The organism is Promicromonospora iranensis, from assembly GCF_028994805.1.
Classification (GTDB): domain Bacteria; phylum Actinomycetota; class Actinomycetes; order Actinomycetales; family Cellulomonadaceae; genus Promicromonospora; species Promicromonospora iranensis.
In genome coordinates, this window is sequence record NZ_JAJQQP010000001.1 from 135,548 (window position 1) to 154,229 (window position 18,682).

Sequence of the window (18,682 nt, forward strand, 5' to 3'; positions counted from 1 at the left end):
CGCGAGGTAGTCACCTGGTGGTCGGCAGGCCCAGCGCCGCCAGCTGGCCCTCCAGGTGGAACACCTCGTCCAGCAGCACGAAGCCGTCGTCGGGATTGCCCTCGTCGACGAAGAATCCCGACATCGCTGCCTGCCAGCGGGCATTGACCTCGGTCGCCGCCATGCCCCGCTGCGCTGCCTCGTAGTCGTCGGTCTCGAGGACGCCGACGAGCAGTCCGTCGTCGCGCAGGAACAGGTGGTAGTCGCGCCAGCCCGTGTCCCGCAGGGCCTCCAGCATCTCTGGCCAGACGGCGGCGTGTGCCGCCCGGTACTCCGGGATACGGTCTGCCCGCACCCGTGATGTGAAACAGACGCGTGCGCCAGCAGCACTGCTCGACATGTCCGTCCTCCGGTTCCTCGTGAAACGGTTCATAATGTAGCCCGAAGCAAGGAGGCACTCCATGACCCAGCCGGCCGCTCACCGACGAGCATCCATCGCCGACGTCGCCCGTGCTGCCGGTGTCTCCGTCGGCACGGTCTCCAACGTCCTCAACCGACCCGAGCGCGTGCTCCCCGCGACCCGCGAGCGGGTCGAGGCCGCGATCGACGAGCTGAGCTTCGTGCGCAACGGGTCCGCGCGGCAGCTCCGCGCCGGGACCATCACGACCATCGGCGCCATCGTCCTGGACATCGCCAACCCGTTCTTCACCGACGTCGCACGGGGGATCGAGGAGCGGCTGGACCGCGACGACTTCACGCTCATGGTGGCGTCGTCCGACGACGACCCCGACCGCGAGCAGCGCTACCTGCGCCTGTTCGAGGAGCACGGCGTGCAGGGTGTCATGGTCGTGCCGGCCACCCACGACATCGAGCACCTCCTCGCCGTCCGCCGGCGGGGCACCGGCGTCGTGCTGCTGGACCGGCCGTCGTCGGACCCGGGCATCTCGTCGGTGGCCGTCGACGACGTCCGCGGGGGCGAGCTCGCCGCGCGGCACCTCCTGGACGAGGGCCACACGCGCATCGTGTTCCTCAACGGGCCGCACACCATCAGGCAGTGCGCCGACCGGCACGAAGGGGTGACCAAGGCGCTGGCCGCTGCCGGGCTCGACCCGGCGTCCGCCCTGGTGGAGGTCACGGTGACCAGCCTGAACGCCGAGGGGGGCGAGGCCGCGATCCGCGCGATCCTGGATTCCGGCAACCGGCCCACCGCGGTCTTCTGCGTGAACGACCTGGTCGCGCTGGGTGTGCTGCGCACGCTCCGCACGGAGAACATCGCCGTCCCCACCGAGATGGCGGTCGTGGGGTACGACGACGTCGCGTTCGCCGCCGAGCTCTCCACGCCCCTGACCTCGGTGCGCCAGCCGACGCACGAGCTCGGTGTCCGGGCGGCGGACCTCCTGCTCAGCGGACCGGACACGGCGGCAGAGCACGTGATGTTCCAGCCGACTCTCGTGGTGCGGGGCTCGAGCTCGACGTCAGCGAGCTGAGTGAGGCCAGGCGTCCGGCTGCGCCGGACGCCTGCGGCGAGCCGTCAGGAAGGCCGCGGGGCCGAGGATCGGCACGACGAGGATGACGAGCAGCGTCAGGACGGCCTCACCGGTCCGCGACCAGCGGGTCCTGAACCAGACGACGAGCGCGGCGAAGGTCAGCCCGAGGGACAACAGCGCGCCGACGGTCCAGATCAGGTCGTACGGCGACAGTGCGAACATGGTCGGCCTCTCGGCTTCGGTGGGTGTCGTGGCCGACGCTAGCGCACGGCGTCCCGGCGCGTCCCGGACGTTCGGAGACGGCCCCGGGTGCGGCCGGGCCCATAACGTTTAAGCCCGTTGCCGCGCGCGACCGACCGCTCCTAACGTGCGAGTCCCCACTCTTTCTGGAGGCAATGATGCCGAGGCTTCGAAATCGTTTACCACTCGCTTGGGCCGTCGTCCTGACGGCGGTGACGAGCCTGGCCGTCTCGGCCGTCGGTGCACAGGCCGTGCCCGCCGAGGCGGTGGCGCCGGCCGGCGTCACGAGCCTGTCAGCCGACACGAGCCTGTCAGCCGCAGGCGTGACCGGCCAGGCCGGGACCGCCGACGAGTTCGACGGCGCCGACTGCGTCGTCGGACCGGGCGCTCCCGGCACCGACGCCAGGCTGCCCGACCCGTTCACCCGGAACGACGGCACCCGGATCACCGCGAAGGCCGACTGGGAGTGCCGCCGGGCCGAGATCAAGAAGCACGCGGAGGACACGATCTACGGCGCGAAGCCGGCCGCCCCGCAGAGCGTCACGGGCACGGTGTCGAGGACCGGGATCACCGTGAACGTGTCCGACCAGGGCCGGTCCACGAGCTTCTCGGCCTCGGTCGACCTGCCGAGCGGCAGCGGCCCGTTCCCCGCCGTCGTCGTGCTGGGCGGGTTCGGGGCGGACACCGCCACGATCAAGAACAGCGGCGCCGCCGTGATCAGCTTCGACCCGTACGTCGCCGGAGCCGAGGGCACGGGCCGCAGCACCAAGCGGGGCGCGTTCTACGACCTCTACGGGTCGTCGAGCAGCACGGGCCTGCTGGTCGCGTGGGGCTGGGGCGTGAGCCGCATCATCGACGTCATCGAACGCTCGGACGGCAGCATCCTGCGCACCGACTCGTTCGGTGTGACGGGCTGCTCGCGCTTCGGCAAGGGGGCGTTCGTGACCGGCGCGTTCGACCAGCGCATCGACCTGACGATGCCCGTCGAGTCGGGTACCGCCGGTGCGCCGATCCTGCGCGGCGTCGCCACCGAGTCCGGCGCGCAGCCGCTGAGCAGCGGGTACGGCGAGCAGCCGTGGCTCGGCGATGCCTTCGGCAGTCACGTGAACAACCCTGCCGGCCTGCCCGTCGACACCCACTCGGTGATCGGGATGATCGCGCCGCGCGGACTGTTCCTGATGGAGAACCCGAGCGTCGACTGGCTGGGGGCTCGCTCCGGGAGCGTCGCCGCACTGGCCGGCCGGGAGATCTACACGGCACTCGGCGTGACATCCAACATCTCGTACGTCTCCGACGTCGCGGACGGCACGCACTGCGCCAACCGGGCGGAGTGGCGCGCGCCGATGCAGGCGAGCATCCAAAAGTTCCTGCTGGGCACGGGCAACGCGCCCGGAGTGTTCCGCGTGGCCCCGAGCAAGTCCGGCAACCTGGCGGACTGGCGCACCTGGACGACCCCGCAGCTGAGCTGACCGGCCCACCGCCCTTCGTTGAGTGCTGGGTATTTGCGCTCCAGGAGCCCGGAACAGCGCAAATACCCAGCACTCAACGAGGGGGTCAGGGGCGGGTCACTGTCGACCAGTCGGTGTCCGAGGCCAGGTAGAAGCCCGGGTACGACGGCTGGTTGTACGACGTCTGCTGACGTGCCACCTCGACGCGGTACTGCCGGTCCTGCATGAGCGCGTACAGGGCGATGTCGGTCGGCTCGGTGGTCGTGAACAGCCGCAGCGCACTCGAGTCCGTGGTCCGCACCAGCACCTCCTCGCGCCAGTCGCCGAGCACGTCGGCCACGAGGGACGGGTTGCCCTTGGTGCCGTTGTTCGTCAGCGTCCCGTCCAGGGTCGCCACCGTGCCGCGCGACCGGTCCTTGATCGTCGGCACCGCATCGCCCGAGCCCTCGATGATCTGCGTGGTCCCGTCACCGGCCCAGCGCACCGACTGGTTCGTGCCCATGGTCGTCGACGACACCTGCTCCCCCGTGGCACTCAGCGTGCCCGACCCGAGCGTGCCGTCCGGCATGGACGCCCACACCTCGATGCCCGGCACGTCCGGCTGTACGTCGCCGATCATCGCCCGGCCGGTGTCCCGCCCGGAGTACTGCCCGAACAGCACCTCGCCGTCCTCCGCCGAACGCAGCGCGGAGCCGTACGGGGCCCACGCGCCGCCCTCGTGCGCGGTCCAGATCTCGAGCCCGGGACGCGCCGGGTCGATGTCGGTCACGTGCATGGCGTCGCCGTGGCCCAGCCCGGCCTGCGCACCCGGGTTCGCCGAGCCTTCGGGCAGCGTGTCGGACGACGAGTACAGCAGCGAGCCGTCGTCGTCGAGGGTCGCCGAACCGTAGACGATCTCCTGCTTGCCGTCCGCGTCGACGTCGGCCGCCGAGAGCGAGTGGAAGCCCTGCGTGGTGAGGCTGCCCCACTCGGGCGAGGTGCCCGGCACGCCGTGCGGGCTGTCGTTGAACGGGTTGGACATCGGCGTCCAGCCCGAGTCGGCCAGCCAGCGCTTGGTCAGTCGCTTGCCGTCCCAGTCGTACGCCGCGACCGTGGAGCGAGTGTAGTAGCCGCGCGCGAAGATCGCGCTGGGCCGCCCCTCGGACAGGTAGGCCACGCCCGCGAGGAACCGGTCCACCCGGTTGCCCGGCTCGATGCGCGACATGGCGTAGTCACCCCAGAGCAGGCCGTCGTCGGTGCGCCCCGGCTCGTAGTCGACGGTCTGCATGGGCTTGCCGCTCCGCCCGTCGAAGACCGTGAGGTATTCCGGGCCGCTGATGACGAAGCCCTCGAAGCTGCGCAGCTGGTTCCGCGTCGAGCGGGCCGGCGCGTAGACGTCGATGAAGTGGTCGGCCGCGGCGCGGGCGTCGGCGTCGGACAGCGGGTAGGACCACCGGGCGTCGAGGCCCCATGCCTCCTCGAGGGTGGCGGGCCACTGCCCGCTGGTCACCTCGGACCGCGACGACCAGCCGCGGAACACGTCCACGAGGTGCTCGTAGTAGTCGCCGGCCGACATCCGGTAGTCGTCGGCGTGGGTCACACCGGCCGCCCGGTCGTCCCGCGGGATCCCGATGTAGCGCTGCCCAGCGGGCCTGCCGTTGCGGTACGTGGTCACGCGTGTGCCGGGGGCCGTCTTGACCATCAGCTCGGCGCGGCCGTCGCCGTCGAAGTCGTAGACGGGGAACTGCGCGTAGTGCGCGCCCGCGCGGATGTTGACGCCCAGGTCGACGCGCCAGAGCTGCGTGCCGTCGAGCTCGTAGGCGTCGAGGTAGGCGTTGCCGGTGTACCCGACCTGCGACACGTCCTTGGAGTTGGACGGGTCCCACTTCACGACGATCTCGTACTCGTCGTCGCCGTCGAGGTCCGCGACGGACGCGTCGTTGGCGCGGTACGTGTAGGCCTCGCCCGCCGGCGTGACGCCGTCGGCAGGCTTGTTCAGCGGGATGTCGAGGTGCCCGTCGCCCCAGACGGTGGTCGTCGCCGACCGGCCCGCGCTCGGCCCGCTGAGCGGCACCACCCGGTACCGCGAGTCGGCGGTCCCGGCGACGTCGAGGTAGTTGGTCGAGCCCGACACCTTCGCGACGCGCCGCCCGTCGCGGAACACCGCGAAGTCGGGACCCTTGAGCCCGGCGTCGGTATGACCGGTGACCTCCGGCGCGAGCAGCCGCCAGCTGAGGAACACCCCCTCGCTGGTCGCCGCGGCGACGAGGCCGCGACCGAGCCGCTCGGTTCCGGACCGCTCTCCACCCCGGTCGCCCTGGGCTGTGGTCTCCACGGCCTGGGCCGCCGCCGGCACGTTCGTGGGGGCGGCCACCGTACCGGCCGACGCCGCCACCGGTACGCCGCTCACGCCGAGGCAGAGCGCTGTCGCCAGGACAGCACCCGCCCGGATTCTCCTCGGGACCATCGTCGAATTCCTCTCTGAATTCTGCACTGGGAGGGTGCCCGACGGCGACGTTGCCGCCGGGCACCGCGCGGTCCTGAAAGGATTCAAGACCAGAGACGAGGCTGTCTCTAAATCGGTACAAGGTCAAGACCCGGGCTCATCCGATGGCTGCGCGTAAATGTCCGTTCCGCCATCCGGCGACGTTCCTGGACCTACCTTCCCTGCGGAAGCTGCTGGACCTGCGCGCGTCGACGCCGACCGAGCAGGAGCTCGACATCCGAGTGCACCACCCGAAGGAGATGAACATCGTGGTTCATGTCAGCCGTCGTACCGTCCTGACCTCCGCCCTCACCGCAGGAGCTGCCGCCCTCGTCCCCCGCGACGCGCACGCCGCCGTCCCGGCGGCCACCCCACCGCCGGTCCTGCGGTCCCACGACCCGGTCGAGCTGCGCTGGCTCGATCGCGACACCCCTGCCACCCTGGCAGGCGGCACCACCTGGGGTGTGCCGTGGCCGCGCGGGGCGTTCTCGCCCGACCAGCAGTTCTCCCTGAGCACCGCCGCCGGCGAGGCGGTGCCCGTGCAGACGTGGCCGACGGCCTGGTGGCCCGACGGCTCGGTCAAGTGGACCGCGCACGCCGTCAGCGAGGACGCACCGCGCGCCGAGACCTACCGGCTGGGTGCGGGCCGGCCGGCCACGGGCGCGCACGCGATAGCGGTCAGGGAGTCGGCGGCAGAGATCACCGTCGACACCGGCGTCGTCCGGGTCGCGTTCGCCCGGCACGGGAACCAGGTGGTCCGGTCGGTGCGGCGTGGGGGCGTGGTGCTCGCGCACTCCGGGCGCCTGGTGGTCTCCCGCCAGGACAAGCCCGACACGGACGGCCCCCAGGCGATCCGCTTCGAGTCCTTCACGGGGTCCGTGAGCTCGGTGGTCGTCGAGCAGTCCGGGCCGGTCCGCGCGGTGGTCCGGGTGGAGGGCAAGCACCGCAAGGGATCCCGGGAATGGCTCCCCTTCGTGCTCCGCTTCTCGCTGTTCGCGGGCTCGGACGGGATCCGCGTCGTGCACACGTTCCTGTTCGACGGCGACGAGGAGCGCGACTTCATCAACGGCATCGGCGTGCGGTTCACCGTGCCGATGCGGGGCGAGCTGTACGACCGTCACGTGCGGTTCGCGGGGACGGACGGCGGCGTGCTGTCCGAGGCCGTCCGCGGCATCACCGGACTACGGCGCGACCCGGGTGCCGCCGTCCGGCGGGCGCAGGTCGCCGGCGAGGCGCTGCCCGACCCGGCCACCTGGGACCAGCGCGTCACGTCACGCCTGCACTGGATCCCCGCGTTCGGTGACTACAGCCTCAGCCAGCTCACGGCGCAGGGCTTCGAGATCCGCAAGCGCACCGGCAAGGGCCACTCGTGGCTCCGGGTCGACGACGGTGAGCGGGCCGCCGGGCTCGGCTACGTGGGGACGCCGTCGGGCGGGCTGGCCTTCGGGATGCGCAACTTCTGGCAGCTCCACCCCACCGAGCTGGAGATCACCGGGGCCGCCACCGAGGAGGCGGAGGCGACGGTGTGGCTGTGGTCACCGCGGGCGGGCGCGATGGACCTGCGGTTCTACCACGACGGCATGGGCCAGGACACCTACCCCGAGCAGCTCGACGCCCTCGAGATCACGTACGAGGACTACGAGCCAGGGTTCGGCACCCCGTACGGCGTCGCCCGCACCAGCGAGCTGATGTTCTGGGCCCTCGGCGCCACGCCGACCGCGGAGCGGTTCACCGAGCTCGCCGCCGCGAACAGCGCACCGCCGCTGATCGTGAGCAGCCCGGAGCACAACCACGCGGCGGGCGTGTTCGGCTCGTGGTCCCCCGTCGACCGGTCGACGCCGGCCCGCGCGACCATCGAGGACCGGCTCGACGCGATCCACAGCTACCACCAGGACCAGGTGGACCAGCGGTCCTGGTACGGGTTCTGGGACTACGGCGACGTGATGCACACCTACGACGTCGACCGGCACCAGTGGCGCTACGACGTCGGCGGCTACGCCTGGGACAACTCCGAGCTCTCCACCGACCTGTGGCTCTGGTACCACTACCTGCGCACCGGCGACGCCGCCGCGTTCCGGCTGGCCGAGGCGATGACCAGGCACACCGGCGAGGTGGACGTCTACCACCTCGGCGTGTGGAAGGGCCTCGGCACCCGGCACTCCGTCCTGCACTGGGGCGACAGCGCCAAGCAGGTCCGGATCAGCAACGCGAACTACCGCCGCTTCTACTACTTCCTCACCGGCGACGAGCGCACGGGCGACCTGCTGCACGAGCTCGTCGACTCCGACCGCACCTACCTGGTGCTCAACGCCACCCGCAAGATCGACGGGTCCACCGGCCCCTACGACCCCGACCCGACCGCGCTGCCCTTCGGCACGACGACGGACTGGGGCGCCGTCGCCGGAGCGTGGCTCACCGAGTGGGAACGGAACGGCGACCCGGACGCGCGGAAGCGCCTGCTCGCGAGCGCCCGGTCGATCGCCGCCCTGCCCAACGGCTGGGTCCAGGGCGGCACCACCTACGACCTGACGACGGCGACGTTCAGCTCGGGCCCCGAGAGGACCGTGTCGATAGGCAGCCTGAGCTCGGTGTTCGGGCTGATCGAGGTGATGACCGAGCTGCTCGACCTGGTCGACGAGCCGGAGGTCGAGGCCAGGTGGGTCGAGTTCTGCCGCCTGTACAACGGGACGGCGGCGGAGCAGCAGGCGGTCACCGGCGCGTCCTGGGGCAGCCTCAACCTGCGCCAGGCCTACTCGCGGGCCACGGCGTACGCCGCCGTCCGGCTGGACGACGACACGCTCGCCGACCGCGCCTGGCAGGAGCTGCGCACCGGGCACGCCGGATACCCGGACGGGCACGACTGGGGGACGCGCCGCATCGAGCCGCCCCGGGTGCTGCACCCGGTCGACGAGGCCAGCTTCTCGACCAACGCCAGTGCCCAGTACGGGCTCGCGGCGATCCAGTGCCTGTCCCTGGTCGGAGACCGGCTCCGCTGACCCGCGCCAGTCGCCGCTCGCACGCCTGCGCGGCGGGCGGGGGTCAGAGACGGTCGAGCCGGCGGGTCTCGACCGCCACCGCCGCCAGGCTGAGCAGGCCGCCCGTCACCAGCACGAGCGGCGTGAGCATCCAGACCAGCACCACGCACATGGCCAGGGCGGCGACCAGCAGCGCGGACCCGGCCACGTCGTCGCGGGCCCGGGCGGCTCCGCGCGACAGCAGCTGCCGGACGCCACCCGTGCCCGGCGTGGCCGTCGAGCCCGGCGCCGTGTCGTCGTCGGACCATGCGGCCGCGGCGCGCACCAGCACCACCGCGGCGCACACGGCGACCACCCACGTCACCCAGCGGACGGCGGACGAGCCCGGGAGCGCGCCCGACGCCGTCAGCCCGGTGTTGACCACGACGACGACCACGGCGAGCACCACCAGCACGCCCAGCAGCCAGAGGCCGCGCACCGCCGCGACCCAGTCCCGTACGAAGGTGCGCACGGAGGTGTCATAGCCGCCGAGATGACGGCGCAGGTGCGCGACGCCGGCCGCGAGCGCCGCGGGCAGCGTCACCAGGGGCAGGCTCCCGACAAGAACGAGGAGCCCGGTCAGCAGCGTCTCGCCGAGGAGGGCGAACCGGCTCTCGCCCGCCACGCGGCGGCCACGCTCCGGCTGCTCCTCGGGCTCGTCGGCCTGCTCCTGAGAGTTCACGGGGACCCCGACTCCTCTGTCGGACGGCGGCGACACCTGCGTCGCTCCGCCGTCGCGTCCTGAAACGATACAAAGGGACCTTAGCAGCCGGGCGCACGGGTCGAGCCTGCCGAGGAGTCCCGACAGGCTCGACCAGCGCCGGCTGGCTCGGCCAGCGGCGGCTCAGCGGGGCGGCTCAGCTCCCTGCGGCGAGTGCGGCCTCCGCTTCCGTGAAGAACTGGTCCACCGCCTCGTCCAGGCCGACCGCTCCGTGCGCCAGGTCGCCGTTGACCCGCGTGAACGCGGTCTCGACGGTGCCGAACCCGGCGACCGGCGGGGGCGCAGAACCAGTCAGATGCGGCTCGAGCGCGGCCTCGTACTCCACCACCTGCGCGTCCAGCCCTTCGGGCTCGAAGCCGTCCAGGGCGGTCGACGACGCCGGGACGCCGCGCGAGATGCCGAAGATCTCGCCGACCTCAGGGTCGTTGGTGATGAAGTCGATGAGGGCAGCCGCCTCTTCCGGGTGCTCCGACCCGGCAGCCATGGACAGCATCAGGGACGGCTTGAGGAACAGGCCACGCTGCTCGGGGTCGTCCGCGGGCAGGGGCAGCATCTCGAGGTCGGCGCCGCCGGAGCCCTCGCTGAACCGCACCAGGAAGTTGTCCCAGCTGATGTCGGCCGCCGTCTCCTGGGCGCCGATGGCGTCGACACCCTCGAGCTGGTCCAGGCGCTCCGCCGGCAGGAAGGCGCCGTCCTCGTGCAGGGGCGCGGCCCGCCCCCACCACGCGGCCAGGTCGTCCTTCGTGAAGCCCAGCGCGCCGTCCTCGTCGAAGAGCGCCTTCCCCTGCTGCCCGAGCCAGATCTGGAACAGCCAGAGGGCCTGCGTGTAGTCCACGGAGCCGTGCACCACCGGGTCCTGGTCCGCGCCCGCCTCGGCGACGTCCGCCAGGAACGCGTCGTACTCGTCCCAGGTCAGGTCGCCCTCGGGCGGCTCGACGCCCAGCTCCCCGAGCAGGTCCGTGTTCACGATCGTCGCCAGCGTGTTGGTGCTGGTGGGGATCGCGAAGGTCTGGCCGTCGAGCTGCGTGGCCTCGACCAGGCCCTCGGGCAGGGCCGAGGTGTCGATCTGCTCGCCGACGTGCTCGTCGAGCGGGGCGATGCGCCCGCTCTGCCCGTACTCGGCGAGGTAGGCGAGGTCCATCTGGATGACGTCGGGCAGGCTGCCGCTCGCCGCCTCGGTGTTCCGCGCGCTCCAGTAGTCGCCCCAGGCCGCGAAGTTCGTGCGTACCTCGACACCGGGGTGCTGCTCCTCGAAGAGTGTCACCGCTTCCTCGTACCGCTCGGCGCGCGTCGTGTCGCCCCACCAGGCGAAGTCGAGGACCACCGTCTCGTCCCCGCCGCCGGTGTCGCCAGCCGAACATCCCGTCACCACCAGCGGCAGCACAGCTGCCGCGGCGATCAGGGCCCGGGCGCTGCGTGCGTCCGTTCGTATCATCGTGAGCCTCCTTGCTCAGCCGTCTGCGCCTCCGCGCACGGCAGAATGCTGCCTGCCGCGCGCAAGGAACCGACGAAAACGGACAAGAACGGTCAGGCGCGGGGCGCGCCGCCACACGACTCCCGGACCGTGAGGCGCGGCAGCAGGTCGACGTGGCGTGGCGGGCGGCGGTCCTCCTCGCCCCGCTCGGCCATCCGGTCGACCAGCAGGCGGAGCGCCTCGCGCCCCAGCTCCCAGCGCGGCGGGGTGACGGCGGTGAGCGGAACGGCCGCCAGCTCGGCGTTCTCGTCGTCGTACGCCACGATCGCGAGGTCCTCCGGTACCCGCAGGCCCCGGTCCAGGGCGGCCTCCACGAAGCGCGCCGCATGGTGGTCCGTGTGCACGAGGACGGCGCGCACCCGGGCCCGTGCGCACTCGTCGAGCAGCCGGCCGACCGCGAGCTCCAGCTCGGCCGGGTCGTCCTCGCCCTTGGGCAGGGACGCCGACGGCGCAGCCCCCAGCCCGAGGCGCTCGGCCGCCTGCCGGTAGCCCTCGCGCACGTACGGCGCGGTAGGCGTCCGGTCGTACACGGCGAGAGCGATGCGGTCGTGGCCGAGGGCGGCCAGGTGCTCGACGGCGACCACCGCGCCGTGCGTCAGGTCCGTCCGGGCCAGGTCCAGCTCGCTGAGCCGGGTCATCCCGTCGATACGGCGCTCCACGAGGACGACGGGCACCGGGATGGCGGAGGCCCACGCGGCAAGCTCCGCGGGCTCCCGGCCGCGGGTGGTCGGGGCGATGGCGATGCCCGCGGCGCCCAGGGCGATCATGCGCGCGACCTGGGCCTCCTCCACCTCCGGCCGGTAGTGCGACACCCCGAGCACCAGCCGGGCCCGGACCGCGGGGGCCAGCGACTCCATGCCGCGCACGAACTGGGGAAAGTGTGTGGCCGTGCTGGGCACCACCACGCCGACCAGGACCCGTGCGGCCTCGGGCCCCCGGGACGAGCGGAGCGCTATCGCCCCGCCGTGCACCCGCGCCAGCTTGCCGGCCCGGTCGAGCGCCATGATGTCGCGGCGGATGGTGACCTCGGAGACGCCGAGCCGCTCCGCGGCCTCCGCCGAGCGGAGGCTCCCCCGCAGCTCGACCTCACGCAGCAGGTACTCGTGACGCGCCGTCGGCAGCTTCATGCTCCCCCTCCCCCCGTCCCCCACCGTGTTGTGGGCGTGATCGTTGCGCCTGCAAGGGGCGGGAGATCGCACCGATCGCGCTCACAACCCAAGGTGGTTGGTGCTTGAGCGGAAATGTCCGATCGGACGCACCGCTCACCCGGGTCGATGAGACTCCCGCAGTGACGAGTCCTGACACCGCCCACCACACCGCCCTCCGGCCTGCTCAGCGCTGGACGCGCGACCGCTGGCTGACCACTGCCGACCAGCTGCTCGACGCGACGGCCGCGCACGCCTCCCCCGGCCGCTCGCTCATCCGGCTGCCCGGGCCCGTCAGCGCCTCGGGCGGATGGAGCGACGGGCTCGAGGGCTACGCCCGCACGTTCCTGCTCGCCGCGTTCCGTCTGCGGGGTGAGGACGGCGACGACCCGCACAGGCTCCTGGAGCGCTACGCCGACGGTCTGCGGCACGGCACCGACCCCGCTCACCCCGAGCGCTGGCCCCGGATCGACGAGCGGCGGCAGGCGGTCGTCGAGGCAGCCTCCGTCGCGGTGGCGCTGTCCGAGACCCGGGAGTGGCTCTGGGACCGGCTCGACCCGGCCGCGCAGGAGCGCACGGTCGACTGGCTGGCCGGGATCGTCGGCACCCGCGGGTACCGCAACAACTGGATCTGGTTCCAGAACATCATCGAGGAGTTCCTCGTGTCGGTCGGCGGACCGTGGGACCAGGCCGACCTCGACCGCAACGAGGAGCTCCAGGAGCGCCTGTACGTGGGCGACGGCTGGTACTCCGACGGGCACGGCCGGGACGGGCGGCGGCAGTCCTTCGACTGGTACGCCGGCTGGGCCTGGCACTTCTACCCCGTGCTGCACGCCCGCATCCAGGACCGTCCGCTGGCGCGACGGCACGCCGACCGGCTGCACGCCTACCTCGGCCAGGCCCGGCACCTGGTGGGCTCGACCGGCGCGCCCCTCCTGCAGGGCCGGTCGGCCACCTACCGGCTGGGCATGCTCGCCCCGTTCTGGGCGGGCGCCCTGGCGGACGCGACGCCGCTCGCACCGGGCGAGACCCGCGCACTGACGGGCGCCGTCGCCGAGCACTTCCTGGCCGCCGGGTCGGTCGACGAGCACGGCCTCCTGCCGATCGGCTGGCACCACCGCTACGACCGGGTCCGGCAGCTGTACACCGGGGCGGCGTCGCCGTACTGGGCGAGCAAGGGATTCCTCGGCCTGCTGCTCCCGCCGGACCACGCCGTCTGGACGGCGGAGCCCGAGACGCCCGAAGCCTGGCACGACGGCGCGGTGGTGCCGCTGCGCGCACCGGGCTGGCTCGTCTCCAGCACGCCGGAGGACGGCCTCGTCCGCATCGTCAACCACGGTTCGGACCGCCTCCTGGAGCACGCGGCGGAGCCCCGCGCCGACGACCCGTTCTACCGCCGGACCGCCTACGCCAACCTGGTCTCGCCCCAGCTCTCGCAGGACGCGATCGCCGCTCCCGTCGAGTCGCACGTCGCGCTGCTCGACGCCGACGGCACCCCGTCCCACCGCGACGGCGTCGACCGGCTGGCGCTCGGCGATCACGTGGCCACCTCGTGGTCGCGGGTGCACTGGCTGGACCTTCCCGGTGCGGCGTCGGACGGCGGTGCCGCCACCTGGGTGGCGATGCGCCGTGGGCCACGCCTGGTCACCGCGTCGGTGGTGCGCGGCCGGTTCGAGGTCCGCATCGGCTGGTACCTCCAGGACGTGCCGGACGGCGTGCCCGGGAACGGTACGGACGTCGACGGCGCGGCGTGGCCACGCGAGGTCGGCCCGTGGAGCCTGCAGGTGGGTGGCTGGGCACTGGCCGCGCCGGACGCGGCCCGGCTGACCGTCGAGACGGGTGCGGACTGGGTGCGCGTCGCGCGACCCGACGGGCTGTCCTCGCTCGTCAAGGCGCTGACCGGGCTCGGTGTGCCCGGGACCAGGCGACGGCTGGGGGCCGACCCGCTGGGAGCGGCGTCGGCGACCCCGTGGCTGCGCAGCAGCCGGCCCGTGGCTCCCGGGGAGGTGGGCGCGGCGCTCGTCGTGCTGACCGGGGCCTCGTCGCCGCTCGACCTGCACGCCGTCGAGTCGGTGACGCGGCTGCCCGACGCCGACCGCACCCGGGTCGCCGTCCGCTGGCGGGGCGGGCTGGTGGACGTCGTCGACGGACCCACCAGCCCTGCCCCGTGACCCAGGCGGGTCAGCCCTTGAGGCCCTGCGTGGCGACACCGTCGACGAGATACCGCTGGAACAGCACGAAGAACAGCAGCACCGGCACGAGCGCGAGCACGGCCATGGCCATCTGCGCGCCGTAGTCGGACACCGAGGTCTGGTCCACGTAGATCCGGAGCGCGATCGGCAGCGGGTACGTGTCGGGCTGCTTGAGGTAGAGCAGCGGCCCGAGGAAGTCGTTCCACGACCAGATGAAGGCGAAGATCGAGCTGGTGATCACGGCCGGCCGCATCAGCGGGAGCAGCACCAGCCGGAAGATCCCCCAGTGGCCGCACCCGTCGATCCGCGCGGCCTCGTCGAGCTCGCGGGGCAGCCCACGCAGGAACTGCACCATGAGGAACACGAAGAACGCCTCGGTGGCCAGGAACTTCGGGGCCAGCAGCGGCAGGAACGTGTTCACCATGCCCATCGAGTTGAACAGGATGTACTGCGGGATGATCACCACGTGGAACGGCAGCAGCATCGTGCCGATCATGATGGCGAAGTACACCCCGCGGCCGGGGAAGTTGATGCGCGCGAACGCGTAGGCCGACACGGTGGCCGACAGCACGATGCCGACCACCGAACCGACAGCAAGGATCAGCGAGTTGAGGACGAAGGACCAGAACGGGACCCCGCCGATCCCGCCGAGCGCCGACGCGTAGTTGTCCAGCGTCCACGTCTCGGGCCACAGGTTCACGTTGCCGACGATGTCGCCGTTCGGCTTGAACGAGCTCATCACCATCCACAGGCCCGGATACAGGATCACGACCGCGATCGCGAGCACGAGCACGTGGAAGACCACCGAGCTGGTGCGCTTCTTTCGCTTCGCGACCGCGCTCGCGGCAGCACTCGCCGTTGTCATCGCAGTTGTCATCGCACGTCTCCCGTGTAGTGGACCCACGCACGCGAGGTGCGGAACAGGATGGCAGTGATGATCCCGACGACGAGCACGAGCACCCAGGCCATGGCCGAGGCGTACCCCATGCGGAACTCCGTGAAGCCCTTGATGTAGAGGTAGAACGTGTAGAACAGCGTCGAGTCGGCGGGACCGCCGGTGCCGCCGGAGATGATGAAGGCCGAGCTGAAGACCTGGAACGCGCCGATGGTCTCGAGCAGCAGGTTGAAGAACAGCACGGGGGACAGCATCGGGATCGTCACCGACACGAAGCGCCGGATCGGCCCCGCGCCGTCCACCGCGGCCGCCTCGTGGAGCTCGGCGGGGATCTGCTTGAGCCCGGCCAGGAAGATCACCATGGGGGCGCCGAACTGCCATACCGCCAGCAGGATCATCATCGGCATGGTCATGTCGGGGTTGCCCACCCAGCCACCGCCGGGCAGGCCGAAGAACTGCTGGACCCGGTCGGCGACGCCGTCGTCGATGAACATGGCGCGCCACACGATCGCCACGGAGACGCTGGCCCCGATGAGCGAGGGCGCGTAGAACATCGAGCGGTAGGCGCCCTGCCCGCGGTGCTTCGCGTTCAGGAGCAGCGCCACCGCCAGGGCGGCGGCCAGCTTGACCGGCACACCCACGAACACGTAGATCGCGGTGACCTGCGCCGACTTGAGGAAGCGCGGGTCGGCGAACAAGGCGGTGAAGTTGTCGATGCCGACGAACTCCGGCGCCCGGAACAGGTTGTAGTCCGTGAACGCCAGGTACAGCGACATCAGCATCGGGCCGGCGGTCAGCAGCCCGAACCCGAGCAGCCACGGGGACAGGAACGCGTAGCCGGCACGCGTCTCGGCCCGGCTGCGCGGCGGCTTGGCGGCGCCGCCCCGCGCGGGGGACGACTGGGTCGTCTTCCCCCGCGCGCTGCCGCGCCCAGCCTGGCGGCCGCGCTCGGTCGTCGTAGCTGACATGCTCACTGCCCGCCGAGGTTCGCTTCGGCGCTCTGGAACCACTGGTCGGCGAACTCTTCCGCCGTGACGTTGCCGTACGCGAGCTCCTCGCCGAGGCGCTTGAACTCGGCCTCGACCACGCCGTAGCCCTCGCCCGGGAGAGGCGTATCGGCCGTGACCCGGTCGGCCACCTCTTCCTCGTAGGTGACGATCTTCTGGTCGATCGAGCCGTCCTCCAGCTCCATCGCGTCCTTCTGGGCCGGCACGGCGGGCACGCCCTTCGACGTGCCGAAGATCTTGCCCACCTCCGGGTCGTTGACCAGGAAGTCGATCAGCGCGGCCGCGGCGTCCGGCTCCTGCGTGTTCGCCGACGACGCGAGCAGCATCGACGGCTTCCAGAACTGCTGCGAGCCCTCGGCGCCCGTGGGCACCGGCAGCAGGCCGAGGTTCTCCGTGCCCGCGCCGGCCGCGTACCCGGCCAGCATGTTGTCCCAGGTGAGCTCGGTGACCGACTCGTTCACCTGCATGCCGGTGAGCGGCTCGACCTGCTTCGTCCGCTCGATCGGGAAGAACACACCGTCGTCCCGCAGCGGCTGGGTGCGCTCGACCCAGGCGACCAGGTCCGCCTTCTCGAAGGCCGGCGTGCCGTCCTCCGCGAACGCCGTCTTGCCCTGCTGGAGCAGCCACTGGATGAACAGCCAGAGGGTGCCCGTGTAGTCGCCGCCACCATAGATCTGCGGGTCGTGGTCGGCGCCCGCCTCGCTGACCTCACGGATCCAGGCGTCGTACTCGTCCCAGGTCAGGCCCTCCGCGGGCGGCTCGACGCCCAGCTCGTCCAGCAGGTCCTGGTGGTAGAACATGCCGAGCGTGTTGGTGCTGGTCGGGACACCGAACTGCCCGCCGTTCACCGCACCCGAGCCGAGCAGGGTCTCGTCGTAGTCGCCGGTCTCCAGGTTGACGCCGACCTGGCTCGACAGGTCGAGCAGCTGGTTGTTCGACGCGTACTGGTGGATGTAGGCGAGGTCCATCTGGAAGACGTCGGGCAGGGTCTGGCCGGCCGCCTCGGTGGTGCGGGTGGTCCAGTAGTCGTCCCACGCCTGGAACTGGGTCGAGACGTCGATGTTCGGGTACTTCTCCTCGAACAGCGTCACCGCTTCCTCGTACCGGGACGCACGGTCGTCGTCCCCCCACCAGACGAGGGACAGCTCGATGTCCCGGTCGGTGGCGACGGGCGCGGCCTCGGCCGAGGAGGCGGCGCTGCCGCCTCCCGAGCAGGCGGAGAGGGCGAGTGCTGATGCCGCCGCGAGGGCCGTGGCGTGGACGGCGGCCTTCCTGGCGGTGGTTCGTGTGCGGACCACGTGAGCCTCCTTGCTCGTACTGCTGTTGGCACGCCGGCTGCATCCTCGACGGCCGACTGAATCGATACAATACCGCTCCGGGAAGCGTTGTCCAGGGCCTGAGGTCAGGAATTCGTAACGAAGTGCATCGATACAGGTCGGCGCATGGTCGACCGGGGCGGACGCAGCGGACATGGGGTGGGCGCAGGGTGGGCGCGGAGCTGCGCCCACCGGTCAGGAACGAGCGCCGACGTCCTTCACGGGCGCCCACGCAGGGCCGGTACCGCGCATGGACTCGTGGAAGGGATCACCCGGCCGGATCTCACCCGCGCGAACCACCGCGCCGGTGAACGCCGACCGGTAGATCGCGGCGACCAGCTCGAGCGTGCCGCGCACGTCGGCCACGGTGACCGGGGGCGCCTCGCCCGCGGCGAGGGCCCGGTAGGTCGGCACGAGCTGGGCCAGGTGCCCGGACGGCAGCGCCGTGGCGTCCGGCTGCCACAGCTGCGCGACGTCGTCCCGCCCCTTCGCCGGCGTGAACGTCCAGTCGGCGTCGCCGTACCCGTACAGGTGCGACAGCTCGACGGTGGCCGCCTCGGTGTCGAACCGCAGGTCAGACGTCTCGCGCGGGGACAGCAGGGAGTTGGTGACGGTCGCCATCGCGCCGTTGGCGAAGCGGACGATCGCCATCGACACGTCCTCGGTGTCCACGTGCCGGGCGAGCCGCCCGGCCATCGCCGTCACCTCGGACCACGGGCCGAGGACCGCCAGCAGCAGGTCGAACTGGTGGATGCCGTGGCCCATCGTGGGCCCGCCGCCCTCCGTGTCCCACCGGCCGCGCCACGGCACCTCGAAGTACTCGGGCGCACGGAACCACAGGGTGTCGCAGGTCGCCACGAGCGGGCGACCCAGCGCGCCGTCGTCGAGCAGCCGGCGGAGCTGGCGCAGCCCGTGCCCGAACCGGTGCTGCACCACCTGCGTGAAGGTAGCCGTCGAGGCCGCCTCGGCCTCCGCGATCTGGTCGAGCTCCGCGAGGGAGAGGGTGGCCGGCTTCTCCACCACCACGTGCACGCCGGCCTCGAGCGCGGCCACCGCGGCGGCCACGTGGGCGCCCGGTGGGGTGCACACGTGCAGCACGTCGGTGTCGGCGAGCACGCCGGCCAGGTCGGTGCCGTATCCGGCGACGCCGTGCTTCCGCGCGAACTCCTCCGCCCGGGCCGGGTCGATGTCGAGCGCGTGGGCCAGCACGGCGTCCACGCCGTGCTCCGGCAACCCGGCGATCGCCTCCGCGTGGGCTCCGGCGATGGCACCCGTACCCAGGATCGTGACTCTCATGTCT

Annotated in this window: 14 protein-coding genes; 4 read left to right on the plus strand and 10 right to left on the minus strand. The window is 72.0% G+C overall.

Features of this window, described 5'->3' with window-relative positions; genetic code table 11:
• Positions 1-10: 10 nt before the first annotated feature.
• Entirely contained in the window at positions 11-379 is a 369-nt protein-coding gene (locus LUM46_RS00575) for an L-rhamnose mutarotase (protein WP_274991610.1), read from the minus strand.
• Positions 380-440: 61 nt separating this feature from the next.
• On the opposite strand from LUM46_RS00575, the gene LUM46_RS00580 reads away from it, so the two are divergent.
• Positions 441-1,466 carry a LacI family DNA-binding transcriptional regulator gene (locus tag LUM46_RS00580; RefSeq protein WP_274991612.1) on the plus strand — a complete coding sequence of 342 codons (1,026 nt, stop codon included), beginning with the start codon at positions 441-443 and terminating at the stop codon, positions 1,464-1,466.
• On the opposite strand, the gene LUM46_RS00585 is transcribed toward LUM46_RS00580, so the two are convergent.
• The gene (locus tag LUM46_RS00585; RefSeq protein ID WP_274991613.1) at positions 1,455-1,688 is read right to left on the minus strand and encodes a hypothetical protein; all 234 of its coding nucleotides are present in this window, start codon (positions 1,686-1,688) and stop codon (positions 1,455-1,457) included. The two genes, LUM46_RS00580 and LUM46_RS00585, sit on opposite strands and share 12 nt — an antisense overlap.
• Before the next feature lie 230 nt (positions 1,689-1,918).
• On the opposite strand from LUM46_RS00585, the gene LUM46_RS00590 reads away from it, so the two are divergent.
• Positions 1,919-3,175 carry a glucuronyl esterase domain-containing protein gene (locus tag LUM46_RS00590; RefSeq protein WP_274991614.1) on the plus strand — a complete coding sequence of 419 codons (1,257 nt, stop codon included), beginning with the start codon at positions 1,919-1,921 and terminating at the stop codon, positions 3,173-3,175.
• A gap of 85 nt (positions 3,176-3,260) precedes the next feature.
• Here the strand turns inward: LUM46_RS00590 and LUM46_RS00595 are convergent, their stop codons facing one another.
• Entirely contained in the window at positions 3,261-5,600 is a 2,340-nt protein-coding gene (locus tag LUM46_RS00595) for a rhamnogalacturonan lyase (protein WP_274991615.1), read from the minus strand.
• Positions 5,601-5,743: 143 nt separating this feature from the next.
• Between LUM46_RS00595 and LUM46_RS00600 the strand changes: the two genes are divergently transcribed.
• Positions 5,744-8,614: an exo-rhamnogalacturonan lyase family protein gene (locus LUM46_RS00600; protein ID WP_274991616.1), complete on the plus strand. Its 2,871-nt coding sequence runs from the start codon at positions 5,744-5,746 to the stop codon at positions 8,612-8,614.
• Positions 8,615-8,657: 43 nt separating this feature from the next.
• Here LUM46_RS00600 and LUM46_RS00605 read toward each other — a convergent pair whose 3' ends face one another.
• From LUM46_RS00605 to LUM46_RS00615, 3 genes are all read right to left on the minus strand, one after another.
• Entirely contained in the window at positions 8,658-9,314 is a 657-nt protein-coding gene (locus LUM46_RS00605) for a Poxvirus protein I5 (protein ID WP_274991617.1), read from the minus strand.
• Positions 9,315-9,489: 175 nt separating this feature from the next.
• The gene (locus tag LUM46_RS00610; RefSeq protein WP_274991618.1) at positions 9,490-10,788 is read right to left on the minus strand and encodes an ABC transporter substrate-binding protein; all 1,299 of its coding nucleotides are present in this window, start codon (positions 10,786-10,788) and stop codon (positions 9,490-9,492) included.
• 92 nt (positions 10,789-10,880) lie between these two features.
• The gene (locus LUM46_RS00615; RefSeq protein ID WP_274991619.1) at positions 10,881-11,954 is read right to left on the minus strand and encodes a substrate-binding domain-containing protein; all 1,074 of its coding nucleotides are present in this window, start codon (positions 11,952-11,954) and stop codon (positions 10,881-10,883) included.
• A 161-nt stretch (positions 11,955-12,115) separates the two neighbouring features.
• On the opposite strand from LUM46_RS00615, the gene LUM46_RS00620 reads away from it, so the two are divergent.
• Positions 12,116-14,143 carry a DUF2264 domain-containing protein gene (locus tag LUM46_RS00620; RefSeq protein WP_274991620.1) on the plus strand — a complete coding sequence of 676 codons (2,028 nt, stop codon included), beginning with the start codon at positions 12,116-12,118 and terminating at the stop codon, positions 14,141-14,143.
• 10 nt (positions 14,144-14,153) lie between these two features.
• On the opposite strand, the gene LUM46_RS00625 is transcribed toward LUM46_RS00620, so the two are convergent.
• The 4 genes from LUM46_RS00625 to LUM46_RS00640 all read right to left on the minus strand — a co-directional run bounded on the left by LUM46_RS00625 (position 14,154) and on the right by LUM46_RS00640 (position 18,678).
• The gene (locus LUM46_RS00625; RefSeq protein WP_374726949.1) at positions 14,154-15,041 is read right to left on the minus strand and encodes a carbohydrate ABC transporter permease; all 888 of its coding nucleotides are present in this window, start codon (positions 15,039-15,041) and stop codon (positions 14,154-14,156) included.
• Complete coding sequence (locus tag LUM46_RS00630) at positions 15,038-16,027, minus strand: carbohydrate ABC transporter permease (protein ID WP_274991622.1); 990 nt, start codon at positions 16,025-16,027, stop codon at positions 15,038-15,040. The genes LUM46_RS00625 and LUM46_RS00630 overlap by 4 nt, the downstream gene beginning before the upstream one ends.
• Positions 16,028-16,029: 2 nt before the next feature.
• Entirely contained in the window at positions 16,030-17,364 is a 1,335-nt protein-coding gene (locus LUM46_RS00635; protein ID WP_274991623.1) for an ABC transporter substrate-binding protein, read from the minus strand.
• A 213-nt stretch (positions 17,365-17,577) separates the two neighbouring features.
• Positions 17,578-18,678 carry a Gfo/Idh/MocA family protein gene (locus LUM46_RS00640; protein ID WP_274991626.1) on the minus strand — a complete coding sequence of 367 codons (1,101 nt, stop codon included), beginning with the start codon at positions 18,676-18,678 and terminating at the stop codon, positions 17,578-17,580.
• Between the last annotated feature and the right edge of the window lie 4 nt (positions 18,679-18,682).